Source organism: Leifsonia shinshuensis, assembly GCF_022606355.1.
In the GTDB taxonomy this organism is placed as follows: Bacteria; Actinomycetota; Actinomycetes; order Actinomycetales; family Microbacteriaceae; genus Leifsonia; species Leifsonia shinshuensis_B.
On sequence record NZ_JAHHZQ010000002.1, the window covers coordinates 222,343 to 238,170 of the forward strand.

Consider the following 15,828-nt stretch of genomic DNA (forward strand, 5'->3'; position numbering starts at 1 on the left):
CGTCCTCCTCCTCCCAACCACCGGAGAACCGCATGACCACCGTCACCCGCACCCCGGACGCCGCGCCGACGGCCTCCCGGCGCGATCGCGACGACCGCCGGGCGCTCACCTTCAAGCAGAAGCTCAGCCGCTTCGACGTCAAAGCCTCCCCGTACTTCTACGTCGCGCCGTTCTTCGTGCTCTTCGCCCTCGTCGGCCTGTTCCCGCTCGTCTACACGTTCGTCGTGTCGCTCAACAACTGGAACCTGCTCACTGGCCCCGGCGAGTGGGTGGGCTTCGCCAACTACCTCGCCGAGCTGAAGGACCCGTTCTTCTGGAACTCGCTCTTCAACACGGTCAGCATCTTCCTGCTCTCCGCCATCCCGCAGCTGATCGGAGCCGTCTTCATCGCGGCGATGCTCGATCAGAACATCCGCGCCAAGACCTTCTGGCGCATGAGCGTGCTCCTCCCCTACGTCGTGACCCCGGTCGCCGTCACCCTGATCTTCTCGAGCGCGTTCGACGAGAAGTACGGTCTGATCAACAACATCCTGCAGGCCATCGGCCTCGACCCGGTGATGTGGAAGACCGAGGTGTTCCCGTCCCATCTCGCGATCGCGACGATGGTCAACTGGCGCTGGACCGGATACAACGCGCTCATCCTGCTTGCCGCGATGCAGGCGGTGCCCCGCGACATCCACGAGTCCGCCGCCCTCGACGGAGCGGGACAGTTCCGCCGCTTCTTCTCGATCACGCTGCCGAGCATCCGCCCGACCATGATCTTCGTCATCATCACGGCGACGATCGGCGGACTGCAGATCTTCACCGAACCGAAGCTGTTCAACCCGTCGAGCGCGGTTCCGGGAGGCCCGCAGCGGCAGTACCAGACGACGGTGCTCTACCTGTGGGACATGGCGTTCAACCGCCAGAACTTCGGGAAGGCGTCCGCGATCGCGTGGATGCTGTTCCTCATCATCGTGGCGTTCGGCGTGCTCAACTTCCTCATCTCGCGCCGCATCGCCTCCACCGAGGCGCGCGTGCACCGCACGAGGACCGCCCGCCGCCTGGCGCGCAGCCGCGCGGCCGCGGCGACCGACACCGCACCCACCGACGCCGCAGCGTCCGACGGCGACGGGCGGAGCGCCGAAGGCGCCCTGGCCCTGGCGTCGGCGAGCGAGGAGAAGAACGTATGACCACCGCGACCCGGCCGGCCGCACGCCCGTCCCAGCGCGAACCCCGCCGCCGCGCCCTCGGCATCGACCGCCGGCCCGGCTTCCTGACCTACGGCATCCTGCTCGCGATCTTCGTCGGTGGCGCCTACCCCCTGTGGTGGTCGTTCGTCGCCGGATCCAGCGACAGCACAGTGCTCACGGCCACCTGGCCTCCCCTGCTGCCGGGCGGCCAGTTCTGGACGAACATCTCGGCCGTGCTCGACACCGTGCCGTTCTGGCAGGCGCTCGGCAACTCGATCATCGTCGCGACGGTGATCACCGCCTCCGTCGTGGCGTTCTCGACGCTCGCCGGCTACGCGTTCGCCAAGCTGCGCTTCCGCGGCCGCGAGGGCCTGATGGTCTTCGTCATCGGGACGCTCGCGGTCCCGACCCAGCTCGGCATCATCCCGCTGTTCATGGTGATGAAGCAGTTCGGCTGGACCGGCACGCTCGGCGCGGTCATCGTGCCGACCCTGGTCACCGCGTTCGGCGTCTTCTTCATGCGGCAGTACCTCGTCGACGTCATCCCGGAGGAGCTCATCGAGGCCGCCCGCGTGGACGGCGCGAACATGATCCGCACCTTCTGGCATGTGGGCGTTCCGGCGGCGCGGCCGGCCATGGCGATCCTCGGCCTGTTCACCTTCATGACGGCGTGGACCGACTACCTCTGGCCGCTGCTCGTCGCCCCGCAGAACCCCACCCTGCAGGTCGCGCTGAGCCAGCTGCAGTCCGCCAAATACGTCGACTACTCGATCGTGCTCGCCGGCGCAGTGCTCGCGACCATTCCCCTGCTCATCCTCTTCGTGCTCGCCGGCCGGCAGCTGGTCTCGGGCATCATGGCCGGCGCAGTGAAGGGTTGAGAATGACCGACGACCACACCTTCCGGGGGTCCTCCGCGGCCTCGGCGGCCTCCGCCGCCTCCGCCTCCGCCTCCCGCTGGCCCGCCGGGTTCCTCTGGGGATCCGCGACCGCCGCCGCCCAGATCGAGGGCGCCGCCCACGAGGACGGCAAGGAGGACTCCATCTGGGACGCCTTCGCCCGAGTCCCCGGGGCGATCGCCGGCGGCGACGCCCCCGAGCGCGCCATCGACCACTATCACCGCATGCCGCAGGACGTCGCCCTGATGGCCGAGCTCGGCCTCCAGTCGTACCGCTTCTCGACATCGTGGGCGCGCGTCAAGCCGGGCGACCGAGGCGTCAACCGCGCCGGGCTGGACTTCTACAGCCGGCTGGTCGACGAACTGCTCGGGGCAGGCATCCTGCCCTGGCTCACGCTGTACCACTGGGACCTGCCGCTGGCGCTGGAGGAGCGCGGCGGCTGGGCGAACCGCGACACGGCCTACCGCTTCCGCGACTACGCCATCGCGGTGTACGACGCGCTCGGCGACCGGGTCTCGCACTGGACGACCTTCAACGAGCCGCTGTGCTCGTCGCTCATCGCCTACGCCGCCGGCGAGCATGCCCCCGGCCGCAGGGAGCCGCGCGCCGCCCTGGCCGCCCTGCACCACCAGCATCTCGCCCACGGGCTCGCCGGCGCGGCGATCCGCGACCTCGCATCGGAGCACGACGGCCGCGCCGAGCAGCTGCGGCTCGGCATCACGCTCAACCTGACGAACGCCGTGCCGAACGACCCGGACGACGCCGCCGACCTCGACGCCGCGCGCCGCATCGACGGCCTCTGGAACCGCATGTACCTCGACCCGATCCTGGAGGGCACCTACCCGGCCGATGTGCTGGAGGACCTGCGCGAGTACCGGTTCGAGGAGCTGGTGCACGACGGCGACCTCGCCGCGATCCGGCAGCCGATCGACTTCGTCGGGGTCAACCACTACCACGACGACAACGTCAGCGGGCATCCGCTGGCCGCCGACACGGCGTCGGCCCCGGTTCCGACGGACCGGCCGAAGTCGTCGCCGTTCGTCGGCAGCGAGTTCGTCACGTTCCCGTCCAGGAGCCTGCCGACGACCGCCATGGGCTGGGAGGTCAACCCGAACGGCCTCCGGGACCTGCTGGTGCGGCTCACGGCGGAGTACCCGGCGCTTCCGCCGCTGTACATCACCGAGAACGGCGCGGCCTACGACGACGCCGTGGACGACGACGGCCGCATCCGCGACCTCGAGCGGGAGGCGTACATCGTCGCGCACCTCGAGGCGGTGCGCGAGGCGATCGCCGCGGGCGCCGACGTGCGCGGCTACTTCGTCTGGTCGCTGCTCGACAACTTCGAGTGGGCGTGGGGGTACGCCAAGCGGTTCGGCATCGTCCACGTCGACTACGACACGCTGCAGCGCACGGTGAAGGACTCGGGCCGCGCTTACGCCCGGATCATCGCCTCCGCCGCCACCGTCGCGGCCGATGTGGTGGGCGTGCCCACCGGATCTGCAGCAGCTCGCGCCTAACATGGGTCGGGCGTCGTCAACGGCGCCCGACCCCACTCGACGCACCGAGAAGAGGAACCGATGTCGACGGAGCAGGTGGACGGCCGTTCAGTGCCGACCCTGGAGGCCGTCGCCGCGCGCGCGGGCGTGTCGCGGGCGACCGTCTCCCGCGTCGTCAACGGCTCCCCCAAGGTGAAGCCGGAGGTGGTGGAGGCGGTGACCCGCGCCATCGCCGACCTCAACTACGTGCCGAACCGCGCCGCCCGCTCCCTCGCCTCCCGGCGCACCCAGGTGATCGCACTGGTGGTTCCCGAGTCGACGGCGAAGGTGTTCGCCGACCCGTTCTTCGCCTCCATCGTGCAAGGCGTCGCCCTGAGCCTCGCAGACACCGAGTACACGCTCAACATGGTGATCTCGTCGGAGACCAACCCCGACAAGACCCGCCGATACCTCATGGGCGGCAACGTCGACGGCGCCCTGGTGGTCTCGCACCACTCGGGCGACCATTCGTACGCTCAGCTGGGCTCGACCCTCCCGATCGTGTTCGGCGGACGGCCCGTGAGCGAGTCCCAGCACGAGTCGTACTTCGTGGACGTGGACAACGTGGCAGGCTCGGCCGGCGCCGCGGAGCACCTGATCGCCCAGGGCCGCCGCAACATCGCCCTGATCACCGGCCCGCAGGACATGCCTGCCGGGCTCGACCGCTTCACCGGCTGGCGCGACGCCCTGCTGGCGCACGGCCTCGACACCTCCCTCGTCGAGTACGGCGACTTCTCGCCCTACTCCGGCATGGAGGCCATGCGGAGGCTGCTCGCGACGGGCAGGCCGATCGACGGCCTGTTCGCCGCGAACGATCAGATGGCTGCGGGTGCCTACTCGGCGATCCACGAGGCGGGGCTCGACATCCCGCGCGACATCGCCGTGGTCGGCTTCGACGACGACAACTTCGGGCTCACCGCGACCCCGCCGCTGACGACCGTGCACCAGCCGTCCATCGGCCTGGGCGAGACCATGGCCCGCGTGCTCGTCCGCCGCCTCGCCGGCGAGCCCGTCGACCGCGTGACGCTGCTGCCGACCGAGCTCGTGGTCCGCCAGAGCTCCTGAGGCCGGGTCGGCCGTGCCGGGCGCGCGGGCGGAGGTCGCCGACAACTCCGGAGATCCGTACCGATCCCGCTCCGATCTCCGTTCGAACGGGCCAGAGGCGGCCCTCCCGGCGCAGGCCTCCGGAGCTACGGTCACCCCCCGCCCACCGCGCCGGCGAAGAGGACCGCGCGCTGCGACCTCAGGCCAGGCGGCGGTAGAGGCGGTTGCCGACCACGGCGAGCGCGAAACCCGTGGTCGCGATCGCGGAGACGCCTCCCGCGTAGGCGATGAAGAGGTGCTCGGTGCCGTTCTGAGTGGAGTTGTAGGTGACCACGAGCGCGACGGCGGCCACGATCCCGCACGCGGCGGCGATCCAGACCAGCGCCCAGAGCTTCGAGCGCACCGGCGGGTCGGCCGGACGCAGCCGCAGGGAGGCCAGCACGACGCCGGCGATGCATCCCCAGAACGCGACCACGAGCATCCCGGCGATGACGTCGCTCGGCCGGTGCCACTGCTCCACCAGCGTGGAGGCGCCCGCGGCGACCGTGAACAGTGAACCGAGCACAGCCGCGAGCGGCCGGTAGCGCGGCGCCGTCACCAGGAAGACGACCAGCGCCGCGGAGGCGGCGACAGCCGTGTGGCCGGACGGCAACGAGTTCGCGAGCCCGGTGTCCACGCCCTTCGCCGGTCGTGACAGCACGGAGTACTTGAGCACCTGCGTGCTCACGTTCGCCGCGACCGCCGCCCCCGCGGCGATGGCGAGCACCAACCAGTTGCGTCGCAGGAGCACGATGATCAGCGCCACGACCGCACCGATGACGACGGCCGCGACGGGGAGGGCGTTCAGGAACGACTGCGCGAACTCGATGAGGTCGCCCTTCCAGACATTGGCCCCGGCGAACGACCGCTCGTCGATGACCTGGCCGATGTAGCTGCGCACGAAGAAGAGGTACACGCCGACGAAGAGGACGGTCGTGCCGAGCGCGCCCCAGACGAACGGGAGGGCACGGAGTGCGGCGGGTCGCATAGTCATCAACCCTTCCACACCGTTCCCGGGAAGTCCCGGGAAGTCCCGGAAAGCCGGGTCGCGGGGCGCGGATGCGCCCGCGAAGGGCACGCAAGCCCCCTATCGGACCGTTTGAGGGGCGCTTACGTGCCCCTCGGCGGACTACGCGCCCCGGACCGCGCGAGCGTCAGCCGACGAAGCGCACGCCGTCGACCGCCTCCGCCAGCCGGGCGCGCATGATCGCGACCGCGTCGGCGCTGCTGTCGACGAGCAGGAACCTGCGGCCCAGAGCCGCCGCGACGGCGCCGGTCGTGCCGCTGCCCGCGAAGAAGTCCAGCACCCAGTCGCCTTCGCGGCTCGACGCCTGCACGATCCGACGGAGGACGCCCTCCGGCTTCTGGGTCGGATAGCCGGTCTTCTCGCGACCGGTCGGCGACACGATGGTGTGCCACCACACGTCGGTGGGCAGCTTGCCGAGTTCGGCCTTCTCCGGTGTGACGAGGCCGGGGGCCATGTAGGGCTCGCGGTCGACGGCCGCGGAGTCGAAGTAGTAGCCGCGCGGGCTCTTCACGTAGACGAGGATCGTGTCGTGCTTCGCCGGCCAGCGGTTCTTGGCCTTCGCGCCGTAGTCGTAGGCCCAGACGATCTCGTTGAGGAACGACTCTCGCCCGAAGAGCGCATCGAGCAGCACTTTCGCGTAGTGCGATTCGCGGTAGTCGAGGTGCAGGTACAGCGTCCCGCTGTCGGCGAGCAGCCGCCAGGCCTCGATCAGCCGCGGCTCGAGAAAGCCCCAGTAGTCCTCGAACCGGTCGTCGTAGCGGAGCAGGTCGCCCTTGATGCGTTCGTAGCTGCGGCCCTGGAAGCCGATCACGCTGCCGGCGCCGGCCTCCGCTCGCACGGCTTTCGTGCGCTGCCGCGCCTGCGGGCGCCCGGTGTTGAAGGGCGGGTCGAGGTAGATGAGCTGGAACGCCCCCGACGGGAGACCGCTGACCACCTCGAGGTTGTCGGCGTGTACGACGGTGCTCGGCCCGTCCGGCTGCCACAGCACCGAGGAGGAGGCGTCGGCAGCGGGCTCGGGCATGCGTCCATTCTCGCGCATGGGCCGTCTGGGCGCGGGCACCGGGTAGCCTGTCGGCATGACGCTGACCGTCGAGAAGCAGCCCGACCACTCCCGCTACGCCCTTCTGAAGGACGGCGAGGTGATCGGCGTGGCCGAGTACGAGCTCCGGGACGACGCGATCGTCTTCACCCATACGGAGGTCGACCCCGAGAAGCGGGAACGTGGGATGGCCTCCGAGCTGGTGCAGACGGCGCTCGACGATGTGCGAGACCGCACCTCCCTGCGGGTCATCGCGACCTGCCCGTACGTGCGGCGCTGGCTGCAGGACCACCCCGAGTACCAGGCGTTGCAGCGCCGCTGACGCCAGCCGCGGAGGAGGCCGGCTCCCAGCAACCGCGCGAGATTGACATGTAATATTCTTTGCATGATGCCAGAGACCGTCACGCGCAGATCTCGCCTGACCGAGGAAGCTGCTCGCCGCACGCCCCGGCAACGGCCGATCACCCTCCTCCGCGTCGCCTTCGCTCTCGCCATCGGCCCCTGCTGGGCCGCGGTCGCCCGAGCGGCGTCCGGCGAGGACGCCCGCTGGCTCTACGATGCCGGCGCTCCGTGGGCCGCTGCGGCATTCGGCGCCGCCTGGCTCCTGCCGTTCCGTCCGGTGGCGGCGCGCATGCTCGCCGCGTTCGTCACCCTCGCGCTCGGACTCGTCGTCTACTACCTCCCGTACCCGCCGTCGGTGCTGTGGCTGGGGTTCGCGGTCGTCGCCGCAGCGTTCTACGGGTTGCTCGGCTGGTGGCGTTCCCGAGGCGTCTCCGGTTGGAAGGATGTCGCCGTCGCCGGAGCCGTCGGCGGTCCGTTCTTCCTCCAGGCATCCTGGTCCATGCTCTCTCCGTACGGGGCCGGCGAGGGAACGTTGGTGTTCGCGATCGCCGGTGCGGTCGTGAGCGCCGCCAGCGCGCGGTCGCCGCGCGCACGCCTCCTCGCTCCGGTGGCGGCGGTCTTCGCCGGCGCGGCACTCTTCATGGCGATCTGGGCGGTCGCCGGCAGCAGCCTGGCGACCGAGCTGCTCTGAGGGGACCGCTCACGGCGGGCCCGCGTCAGGCGCGGTGGGAGTCCGAGGTGCGCGTGGTGGCGCGGCCCTCTTCGGAGGGCGCGCGGCCCTCGGCGCGCTGCCCGCGACCGGCCGTACCGACGTCGATGGTGATCTTGCCCGCCTCCCACACGCCCTTGTCGCCGTCACCGGGAAGCGGAGCGGGAGCCGGGAGGAACGACTGACGGTCCAGCTCCTGCTGGGCTTCGTGACGCGTGGGCGCGAAGACCTCGTCGAACGAGCCGCCGATGGCGCCGCTCATGGTGCCCGAGCCGCGGTTCGTCTTGTTGGAGAGGTCGATCCAGCCGAGCTTCACACCGGTGACGATCGCGGCGACGAGCACGCACACGACGACGACGACCCACCAGTTCACGCGTCAAGGGTACCGGAGACCCGCTGGCGGCTCGGCGGACGCACAGGAAGAACCAAGGGTACGCCGCTGCTCGGGTGCGGCACGACCTCCACGGGGTGGTCGTAGACCTCGCTGATCCGGGAGGCGATGAGCACCTCCTCCGGACGCCCCTCCGCGACGACCCCACCGCCGTGCAGCAGGACCAGCCGGTCGGCATACGCCGCCGCCAGGTCGAGATCGTGCAGCACCGCGAGCACGGCTCCGCCGTCGTGCGCGAGCCCCGCGGCGAGCGCCAGCACCTGCTCGCGGTGACCGAGGTCGAGGGCGTCGGTGGGCTCGTCGAGCAGGGTGATCGGGCAGCCCTGGGCGAGCACCCGTGCGAGCGAGACGCGTGCGAGCTCGCCGCCGGACAGGGTCGTGACGTCGCGGTCGGCGAGGTGGGCGACACCGGTGCGGGCGAGAGCGTCCGCGATGCGCTCGTCGTCGTGGGACGCCTCGGGCGTGCGCGCCCACGGCGTGCGTCCCATCGCCACGACCTCCCGCACCGGGTACGAGAACGAGACGCCCTTCTGCTGCGGCAGCACCGCCCGGCGGCGGCCGAGCTCGAGCGGGCGGAGACGGTGGGCGTCCACGCCGTCGATGAGCGCCCTTCCGGCGGTGGGCGGGAGGTCGCCCGCCAGTGTGCTCAGCGCGGTCGACTTTCCGGCGCCGTTGGGGCCGATCAGGGCGACCAGCTCGCCGGGCCTGACCTCCAGGTCGACGCGATCGAGAATGCGGCGCCCGGCGACCTCCACGGTCACGTCGCGGAGTTCGGCTCCGGGCTCGTCGGTCGGCGCGGCCGCCGTCATGCCCGCTCCCCCGTCGCGATGGTGCGACGCAGCAGCACGAAGAACACCGGCCCGCCGACCAGCGCGGTGAACATGCCGATCGGGAGGTCGGCGAACGGCACCGCCGTGCGCGCTGCGACGTCGGCGGCCGCGATCAGCAGCGCGCCTCCCAGCGCGCTCGCCGGCAGCAGCGCAGCGTGGGCCGGGCCGATGAGCAGCCGGAGGACGTGCGGCACGATGAGCCCGACGAAGGCGATGATCCCCGCGAACGAGACCGCCGCCGCGGTCAGCAGCGCGACCAGCAGCACCGCCGTCAGTCGCACGCGCTCGACGGGAACGCCGAGGTGACGGGCGCTGCGATCGCCGAGGGCGAGCACGTCGAGGCGTCGGGCGAGCGCGGAGGCGCCGACCACGCCGACCGCGAGCAGGGGCAGCGTGATGCCCACGGCCGACCAGGTCGCGCCGTTGAGCGAGCCGAGCTGCCAGAACATGATCTGCTCCCGGCTGGCCGTGTCGGCGACGAAGACGAGGAGCGCGATGATCGCGTTGGCAATCGCGTTGACCGCGATGCCGGTCAGCACGAGCATCAGGACTCTGGTGCGTCCCTGCGCTCGCGAGAGCACGTAGACGAGGAGGGTCGTGACGACACCGCAGACGAAGGCCGCCGCCGGTACCGTCGCGGCGCCGAACGCGTGGAGGCCGAAGACGATCGCGGCGCACGCCCCGACGGCGGCCCCCGCCGAGACGCCGACGACCGCCGGCTCCGCGAGCGGATTCGCGAAAACACCCTGCATGAGCGCGCCCGCGACTCCGAGGGCCGCACCGACGACCAGTCCCAGCACGATGCGCGGAAAGCGGACGTTCCAGAGCGCACCGTCGGCGTAGGCGTCGGCGGCCGCAGACGGTGCGAGCCCGAGCCGGCGGCCGAACGACGCCACGACCTCGGCGGGAGACAGCGAGAACTGGCCGATGCCGGCCGACAGCAGGGCGACGCCGAGCAGCAGCACGACCAGCGTCGTGATCACCGCGGCTCGACGTGCCTTGGCCCGCGCGACAGCCGAGAGCTGCGAGGCGGGGGCGGAGGCCGCCCCCGCGTCGGACACGCGCACCCTCGCCGCCCGCGCCGTCATCCCCGCGCCCCCGGCCGGTACAGCGCGTCGGCCAGCGACCGCAGCACGGCGGGCGTGGACGGGCCGAACGAGAGGATCTGCCCGTCGTTCATATCGATGACGCGGCGGTGCTGCCCGGCGAGCGTGTCGGCGACCCCCGGCCGCTTCAGGAGGCCGTCGACGCCTCCGGCGGAGGCCAGGCCGTCGCTCATCATCAGGAAGGCGTCCGGGTTGGTGGCGAGCAGTGCCTCGCTGCCGGCCGGCTTCGCGCCGGTGATGCCGGCCGCGCCGGCGACGTCGACCGCGCCGAGGGCGGGGATGAGGGCGTCGGCGCCCATCCCCGCGCCGAAGAGGAAGAACACCCCGGCAGTGCCCCGCGCGTAGAGGAACGCCACCCGAAGCCGCCGCGACTCGTCGGCGGGTGCGAGGCGGGCGATGTCGGCCTTCGCCGACGCGAGGTCGTCCGCCGTGCGCTTCGCGAGCTTCTCGCCCAGGCCGTCCAGCCCGAGCGCGTGCGCGACCGCGCCGATCTGCGGGCCGATCGCGTCGATGCTGCGCTTCGGGTCGAAGAACACGACGGTCACTCCGGAGGCGCGGAGCTGTTCCTGCACCTCTCGCGGCCCGATCGTGGTGTCGGTCAGCACGAGCGTCGGGCGCAGGGCCAGCACCGCCTCCCCGTTGAGCTCGTGGCCGTTCTGCGTCACGACGGGGAGGTTCTTCATGACCTGGAGCGTGTTGGACGAACCGCGGCCGACCAGGCGGTCGCCGAGCCCCAGGCCGACGACCGTCTCGGCGAGGGTGCCGTAGATGTCGAGTGCGAGCACCCGGCTCGCGTCGCGGACCGTCACAGAGGCGCCGGTGGCGTCGGTGAGGGTCACGGGGAGGGCGGGCTTCGCCGTGCCCGCGATCGGCGCGATGTCGGTCACCGGCGCGGCCGTCGACGGACCGGTGATCGTGCGGGGGTCGACGAGCGCCGCGCCGGTGGCACCCGGCGTCGGGGAGGCGCTGGACGTCCCGGCCGTCGACCGACTCCCCCCGCCGGGCGCAGCGGCGCTGCACCCGGCGAGGAGGGCGACGGTCGTGAGCGCGACGACGAGCCGGGCGAGCACCCGGGTCACACGACCTCCACGCCCGCACGGGTCACTCGCCGCCGTACGACGACCACGGCGAGCATACCGACGAGGATGAGCAGCCCGCTCACGAGCGGCCAGTCACCCGGCCCGTCGCCACCGGTCGACGCGAGGCCGGAGACCGAGGCCGTGGTGCTGTCGCACGCGACCGTCGCGCCCAGCGGAAGGCGGAACGTCACCGGGTCGAGCGCGGTGCCCGCGGTGTAGAAGCCGGCGAACGCGGTCGCGCCGCCGGCGGTCAGTGTCGCCGGCGCGCTCGTCGCGGAGAACGACGACCCGGAGGCCGGCGCCCCGCCGAGGGCCACCGTCGCGAAGGCCACGCCACGGTGATCGGACGGGGTGCCGCCCATGTCGGTCGAGTGCACGTCCGCGACGATCGTGGCCGTGTTCGGGCCGGACACCCGGAGGGCGACATTCGAGAGCGTCAGCGTGAGGACGCCGCCGTGCCCGCTGAACGAGGCCGTGCCCGGGAAGCGCACCAGACCTCGGGTGTCCGCCGTGTTGATGCTGCCGGAGCCGCCGCTCCAGCCGTAGCGGCCTCCGTCGTAACCGACGCCGCTCAGCGTCCAGGAGCCGTTGGCGATACCGCCGGAGATGTAGGTGCGGAAACTCGACTTGATGCCCCAGTCGAGCGTGGCGCCGGCGACGGAGCGGGCGACGCAGACCGGCTCCGCTGTCGCGCCGGCCGCGGTCTGCGTCGTGGGCGTCACCGTGCCGCCCGGCGTGGTCGCCGCGGGCTGCACGGTGTGCGCGACCACCGGGGCGGTGGACGGGGCGAACGCGGACGCGTCGTCGGGCGCGAACGAAGCCGTGAAGCGATGCGTTCCGGAGGCGAGCCCGGGTACGCGGGTCGTGACCGAGGACGAGCCACCGGCGGAGGCGGCGGAGGTCGCACCCGATGCGGACGCGAACAGAGCGGGCACGGCGCCGGGCGCTGTGTTCGACACTGGCGCATCGGGCGTCAGTCGCAGACCGCTCGCCACGACGGCTCCGTTGTCGTACAGGGTGACGGTGCCGTCGGCCTGCGGGGTGATGGTGACCGTGACGTCGACCGGGTCGCCCGCGTGCGACGTCGAGGCGATGCGGATCGCGAGCGCGGTCGCGACCGCGTTCTCACCGGGTGTGCCCGGGGTGGCGGCGTACGCGAGCGCCGTGACGGTGTCCTGCGAGCGGTCGGCCATCCCCTGGCCGTGCGCTTTGGAGGTGTAGATCGCGTAGGCGGGAATCGTGGCGGTCGCGGCCGGGATGGTGAGCGTGACCGAGAACGTGCCGTCGGCCTTCAGCGGCGCCATGCGCTGAGCCCCGGAGTCGACGACCGGGTTGCCCGGCCCGATCCAGATGGTGTCGCCGTCGAGGAGGCTGCCGGAGCCCGCGTAGAAGCCGGCGAGGCCCGCCGGGCCGACGCCCAGGTAGATGCCGGGCGACGCCGCCGAGAAGCCCGCGCCGGTGACGGTGATGGTCCCGCCCGCGGCCGGAACCGCCGGTGCCGCGATGGACGGGCCGGTCGGCTGGGTCGGGGTCGTCGGGTCGGTCGGGGTCGTCGGGTCGGTCGGGGTCGTCGGCGCGGTCACGGTGACGGTCGCCTGGCCCGACGTCGACGCCGCGAAGGCATCGCCGTCGGCGGGCGTGAACGCCGCCGAGATCGCGTGCGGGCCGACGGCGAGCGTGCTGGTCGCGAGCGTCGCGACACCGGTGCCGGCGTCGGTCGAACCGGAGCCGAGCACGGTCGACCCGTCCCGGAACTCCACGCTTCCCGCGGCGGCCGGCGCGACCGTCGCGGTCAGCGTCACGGTCGCGCCCGCGGTCACGGAGGCCGCGTCGGCGGTGAGCGTGAGCGAGGTCGCAGCCGGCAGGGCAGCGGCGTACGTCAGGGTCGTGATCGTGTCCTGCGAGCGGTCGGCCATCCCCTGACCGTGCGCCTTCGACGTGTAGATCGCGTACGCGGGCACGGTCTCCGTCGCCGCCGGGACGGTCAGCGTGACCGAGAATGTGCCGTCGGCCGCCAGCGGCGCCATGCGCTGAGCCCCGGAGTCGACGACCGGGTTGCCCGGCCCGATCCAGATGGTGTCGCCGTCGAGGAGGCTGCCGGAGCCCGCGTAGAAGCCGGCGAGGCCCGCCGGGCCGACGCCCAGGTAGATTCCGGGCGACGCCGCTGAGAAGCCGGTACCGGTGACGGTGATGGTCCCGCCTCCACTGGGGACGGCAGGCGCGGAGACGACGGGGCCGGCAGCGAGGGCGGGCGCGGCGCCGACGGCCGTCAGGCCGAGCCCGGCGAGGAGAGCGGCTGCCAGGGCCGCGACGAAACGAGGGGGTGACGATCTCATGGCACTCCTGTGAGCGCGGCGACGCACGGTCGCCCCGCTGTTCTCTGGTGAGGTTTCTCTACTGGTGAGGTGAGGTGAGGCTCAGCTAACTAAGCTTTGCCTAACCTAACAGGAGCGGCCCGGGTGAGCGCAAGCCCGCGATACTCCGACGGCACGAAGAAGCCCGTATGCCGTCAGCGACATACGGGCTTCGTCCACCTCTGGAGCGGATCCGCGACCTCTACGGCACGCGGTACAGCCACTCGTCGGTCGCGAACTTCTCGGCGACCAGCCTTTCGGCCTCCGCGTATTCCGATTCGGTGATATCTCCGTCGGACGCACCGTACAGGTTGCGGAAGGTGAGTTTGAGCTGCTCGATGATCTCCGCGCGACTGAGCCCGGTCTGGCTGCGCAGCGGATCCACCCGCTTGGCGGCACTGGTGATGCCCTTGTCGCTGATCTTCTCGCGGCCGATGCGGAGCACCTCGGTCATCTTCTGACCGTCCATGTCGTAGCTCATCGTCACGTGGTGCAGCACGGCCCCCGAGCCGAGGCGCTTCTGGGCCGCGCCCCCGATCTTGCCCTTCGGGCTTGTGATGTCGTTGAGAGGCACATAGCTCGCGTCGATCCCGAGCGACTTGAGCGCGACGATGGCCCACTCGTCGAGGAACGCGTAGCTGTCGGCGAAGCTCATCCCCTGCACCAGGTCGGCGGGTGCGTAGATCGAGTAGGTGACGACCGAGCCGGCCTCCATGAACATCGCGCCACCGCCGGTGATGCGACGGACGACCTGCACGCCGTACTTCTCGGCGTTGACCGGGTCGACCTCGTTCTTCACCGACTGGAAGCTGCCGATCACGACCGCGGGCTCGTCCCACTCCCAGATGCGGAGGGTCGGGCCTCGGCGCCCCTCGCCCACCTCCGTGGTCAGCACCTCGTCGAGCGCCAGGTGCAGCTGCGGGGAGACCGCCTTGGCGTGCACGATCTGCCAGTCGTAGTCGCGCCAGCTGGTGGCGCGCGCGAGGGCGCGGCGCACCGCGACGGCGACCGCCTCCGGCGAGAAGCCGAGCAGCAGGGCCCCTTCGGGCAGGGCCTCCTTGACGGCGGCGGCGATCGCCTTGGAGTCGCTCTCGGCCGGGAGACCGTTGACGGAGGCGTCGATGGCCTCCAGCGCGGTGTCGGGCTCGAGGAAGAAGTCCCCGGCCAGCCGGAATCCGGCGATCAGGCCGTCCACGACCTCCAGGTCGACGACGACGAGCTTGCCACCAGGGACCTTGTACTCACCATGCATGCCCCCAGCCTAAATCCGCCCCGCCCGCCACCCTCCCCGTGCGCAGCCATCTCTTCCTCACTTTCTCCCGCCTGACGCCGGCGTGTCGCGGGAGGAAGTGAGGAACGGATGGTCAGGCGCGGGCGGGGATGCGAGGGTCGAGCCAGGCGGTGAGATCGGCGAAGACCTCGAGGCGGTTGGTCTCGTTGAAGATCTCGTGGCGGGCGCCGGGGTACACGATCGTCGTCACGTCGGTGAGGCCGGAGCGGTCGCGGTACGACTTCTCGAGCTTGCGGGCGGAGGCCTCGCCGCCCAGCGGATCGTCATCGCCGACCTGGATGAGCAGCGGGAGGTCGCGCTCGAGATGCCGGGCCGGACGCCCGAGCAGCCGCGCGGCGTCGGCCATCCCGAACAGCTTCCGCAGCGGCACGAGCGTGCAGAGCGGGTCGTCGATGAACGCCTGAGCGACGGCTGGGTCCCGGCTCAGCCACTCGGCCCCGGTCGTACCGAGGTGCGCGTGCCGCTTGTTGAGGTCTCCGCCGTTCATCGAGCCGATCATCCGGTACGCCGTGCCGGAGAGCACCGCAGCGTCGTAGTCGGCCGAGTGGTGGTTCAGCGTCAGCTGCCCCATCAGCGACCCCCAGCTGTGGCCCACGAACACGAGCGGCAGGTCGGGGTTCTCGTCACGGATGAGGCGCGTGAACCCCCGCAGATCGCGGAGTGCCGCCCGCAGTCCGCCCGGACCGAGCCGGCCGAGCTTGCTCGCGTCGCCGTGCCACTGCTCCATGCCGGTGCGGCCGTGACCGCGATGGTCGTCGGCGTAGACACGGTAGCCCTCCCCGACCAGGTGTTCGGCGAGCGGACGGTAGCGGCCCGCGTGCTCACCGACCCCGTGAGCCAGTTGCACGACGGCGCGGGGGCGGTCGGCGTCGTAGACGTCGAAGAAGATGCGGAGGCCGTCGTCGGCGCTGAACTCTCGCTGCACGGGCTCATTCTGACGCACCGCCGGCGGTCTTCGCACGATATCGGCACGC

The 15,828-nt window shown here is 71.6% G+C and carries 15 protein-coding genes; 6 read left to right on the top strand and 9 right to left on the bottom strand.

Going from position 1 to position 15,828, the window contains the following annotated elements:
- Window positions 1-32: 32 nt before the first annotated feature.
- From KNO15_RS07845 to KNO15_RS07860, 4 genes are read left to right on the top strand one after another with little or no spacing between them, the layout of a single operon-like run.
- Window positions 33-1,172, top strand: coding sequence for a carbohydrate ABC transporter permease (locus KNO15_RS07845; RefSeq protein ID WP_241702913.1), 1,140 nt, complete (start codon window positions 33-35; stop codon window positions 1,170-1,172).
- Window positions 1,169-2,050: a carbohydrate ABC transporter permease gene (locus tag KNO15_RS07850; RefSeq protein WP_241702914.1), complete on the top strand. Its 882-nt coding sequence runs from the start codon at window positions 1,169-1,171 to the stop codon at window positions 2,048-2,050. Before KNO15_RS07845 ends, KNO15_RS07850 begins: the two co-directional genes overlap by 4 nt.
- 2 nt (window positions 2,051-2,052) lie before the next feature.
- Complete coding sequence (locus tag KNO15_RS07855) at window positions 2,053-3,585, top strand: GH1 family beta-glucosidase (RefSeq protein WP_241702915.1); 1,533 nt, start codon at window positions 2,053-2,055, stop codon at window positions 3,583-3,585.
- 60 nt (window positions 3,586-3,645) lie between these two features.
- Complete coding sequence (locus KNO15_RS07860) at window positions 3,646-4,668, top strand: LacI family DNA-binding transcriptional regulator (RefSeq protein WP_241702916.1); 1,023 nt, start codon at window positions 3,646-3,648, stop codon at window positions 4,666-4,668.
- A 178-nt stretch (window positions 4,669-4,846) separates the two neighbouring features.
- On the opposite strand, the gene KNO15_RS07865 is transcribed toward KNO15_RS07860, so the two are convergent.
- Both KNO15_RS07865 and KNO15_RS07870 read right to left on the bottom strand, forming a co-directional pair.
- Window positions 4,847-5,680 (bottom strand): phosphatase PAP2 family protein, encoded by an 834-nt coding sequence (locus KNO15_RS07865; RefSeq protein WP_241702917.1) that lies wholly within the window; start codon window positions 5,678-5,680, stop codon window positions 4,847-4,849.
- Between the two features lie 160 nt (window positions 5,681-5,840).
- Complete coding sequence (locus KNO15_RS07870) at window positions 5,841-6,734, bottom strand: DNA-methyltransferase (protein WP_241702918.1); 894 nt, start codon at window positions 6,732-6,734, stop codon at window positions 5,841-5,843.
- Between the two features lie 55 nt (window positions 6,735-6,789).
- Here KNO15_RS07870 and KNO15_RS07875 point away from each other — a divergent pair, with 55 nt between their 5' ends.
- A complete protein-coding gene (locus tag KNO15_RS07875) occupies window positions 6,790-7,074 on the top strand; it encodes a GNAT family N-acetyltransferase (RefSeq protein ID WP_241702919.1) in 285 nt (94 codons plus the stop codon).
- A 63-nt stretch (window positions 7,075-7,137) separates the two neighbouring features.
- A complete protein-coding gene (locus tag KNO15_RS07880; RefSeq protein WP_241702920.1) occupies window positions 7,138-7,785 on the top strand; it encodes a hypothetical protein in 648 nt (215 codons plus the stop codon).
- A gap of 25 nt (window positions 7,786-7,810) precedes the next feature.
- Here the strand turns inward: KNO15_RS07880 and KNO15_RS07885 are convergent, their stop codons facing one another.
- The 7 genes from KNO15_RS07885 to KNO15_RS07915 form a co-directional block, all read right to left on the bottom strand.
- Window positions 7,811-8,176 carry a hypothetical protein gene (locus tag KNO15_RS07885; RefSeq protein ID WP_241702921.1) on the bottom strand — a complete coding sequence of 122 codons (366 nt, stop codon included), beginning with the start codon at window positions 8,174-8,176 and terminating at the stop codon, window positions 7,811-7,813.
- Complete coding sequence (locus KNO15_RS07890) at window positions 8,173-9,003, bottom strand: heme ABC transporter ATP-binding protein (protein ID WP_241702922.1); 831 nt, start codon at window positions 9,001-9,003, stop codon at window positions 8,173-8,175. Before KNO15_RS07890 ends, KNO15_RS07885 begins: the two co-directional genes overlap by 4 nt.
- Complete coding sequence (locus KNO15_RS07895) at window positions 9,000-10,091, bottom strand: FecCD family ABC transporter permease (RefSeq protein WP_374113165.1); 1,092 nt, start codon at window positions 10,089-10,091, stop codon at window positions 9,000-9,002. Before KNO15_RS07895 ends, KNO15_RS07890 begins: the two co-directional genes overlap by 4 nt.
- A 17-nt stretch (window positions 10,092-10,108) precedes the next feature.
- Window positions 10,109-11,209, bottom strand: coding sequence for a heme/hemin ABC transporter substrate-binding protein (locus KNO15_RS23095; RefSeq protein WP_241702923.1), 1,101 nt, complete (start codon window positions 11,207-11,209; stop codon window positions 10,109-10,111).
- The gene (locus tag KNO15_RS07905) at window positions 11,206-13,545 is read right to left on the bottom strand and encodes an HtaA domain-containing protein (protein ID WP_241702924.1); all 2,340 of its coding nucleotides are present in this window, start codon (window positions 13,543-13,545) and stop codon (window positions 11,206-11,208) included. Before KNO15_RS07905 ends, KNO15_RS23095 begins: the two co-directional genes overlap by 4 nt.
- 220 nt (window positions 13,546-13,765) lie before the next feature.
- Window positions 13,766-14,815 carry a lipoate--protein ligase family protein gene (locus tag KNO15_RS07910; protein ID WP_241702925.1) on the bottom strand — a complete coding sequence of 350 codons (1,050 nt, stop codon included), beginning with the start codon at window positions 14,813-14,815 and terminating at the stop codon, window positions 13,766-13,768.
- Window positions 14,816-14,927: 112 nt separating this feature from the next.
- Window positions 14,928-15,779, bottom strand: a complete 852-nt coding sequence (locus KNO15_RS07915; protein WP_241702926.1) for an alpha/beta fold hydrolase — start codon at window positions 15,777-15,779, stop codon at window positions 14,928-14,930.
- Between the last annotated feature and the right edge of the window lie 49 nt (window positions 15,780-15,828).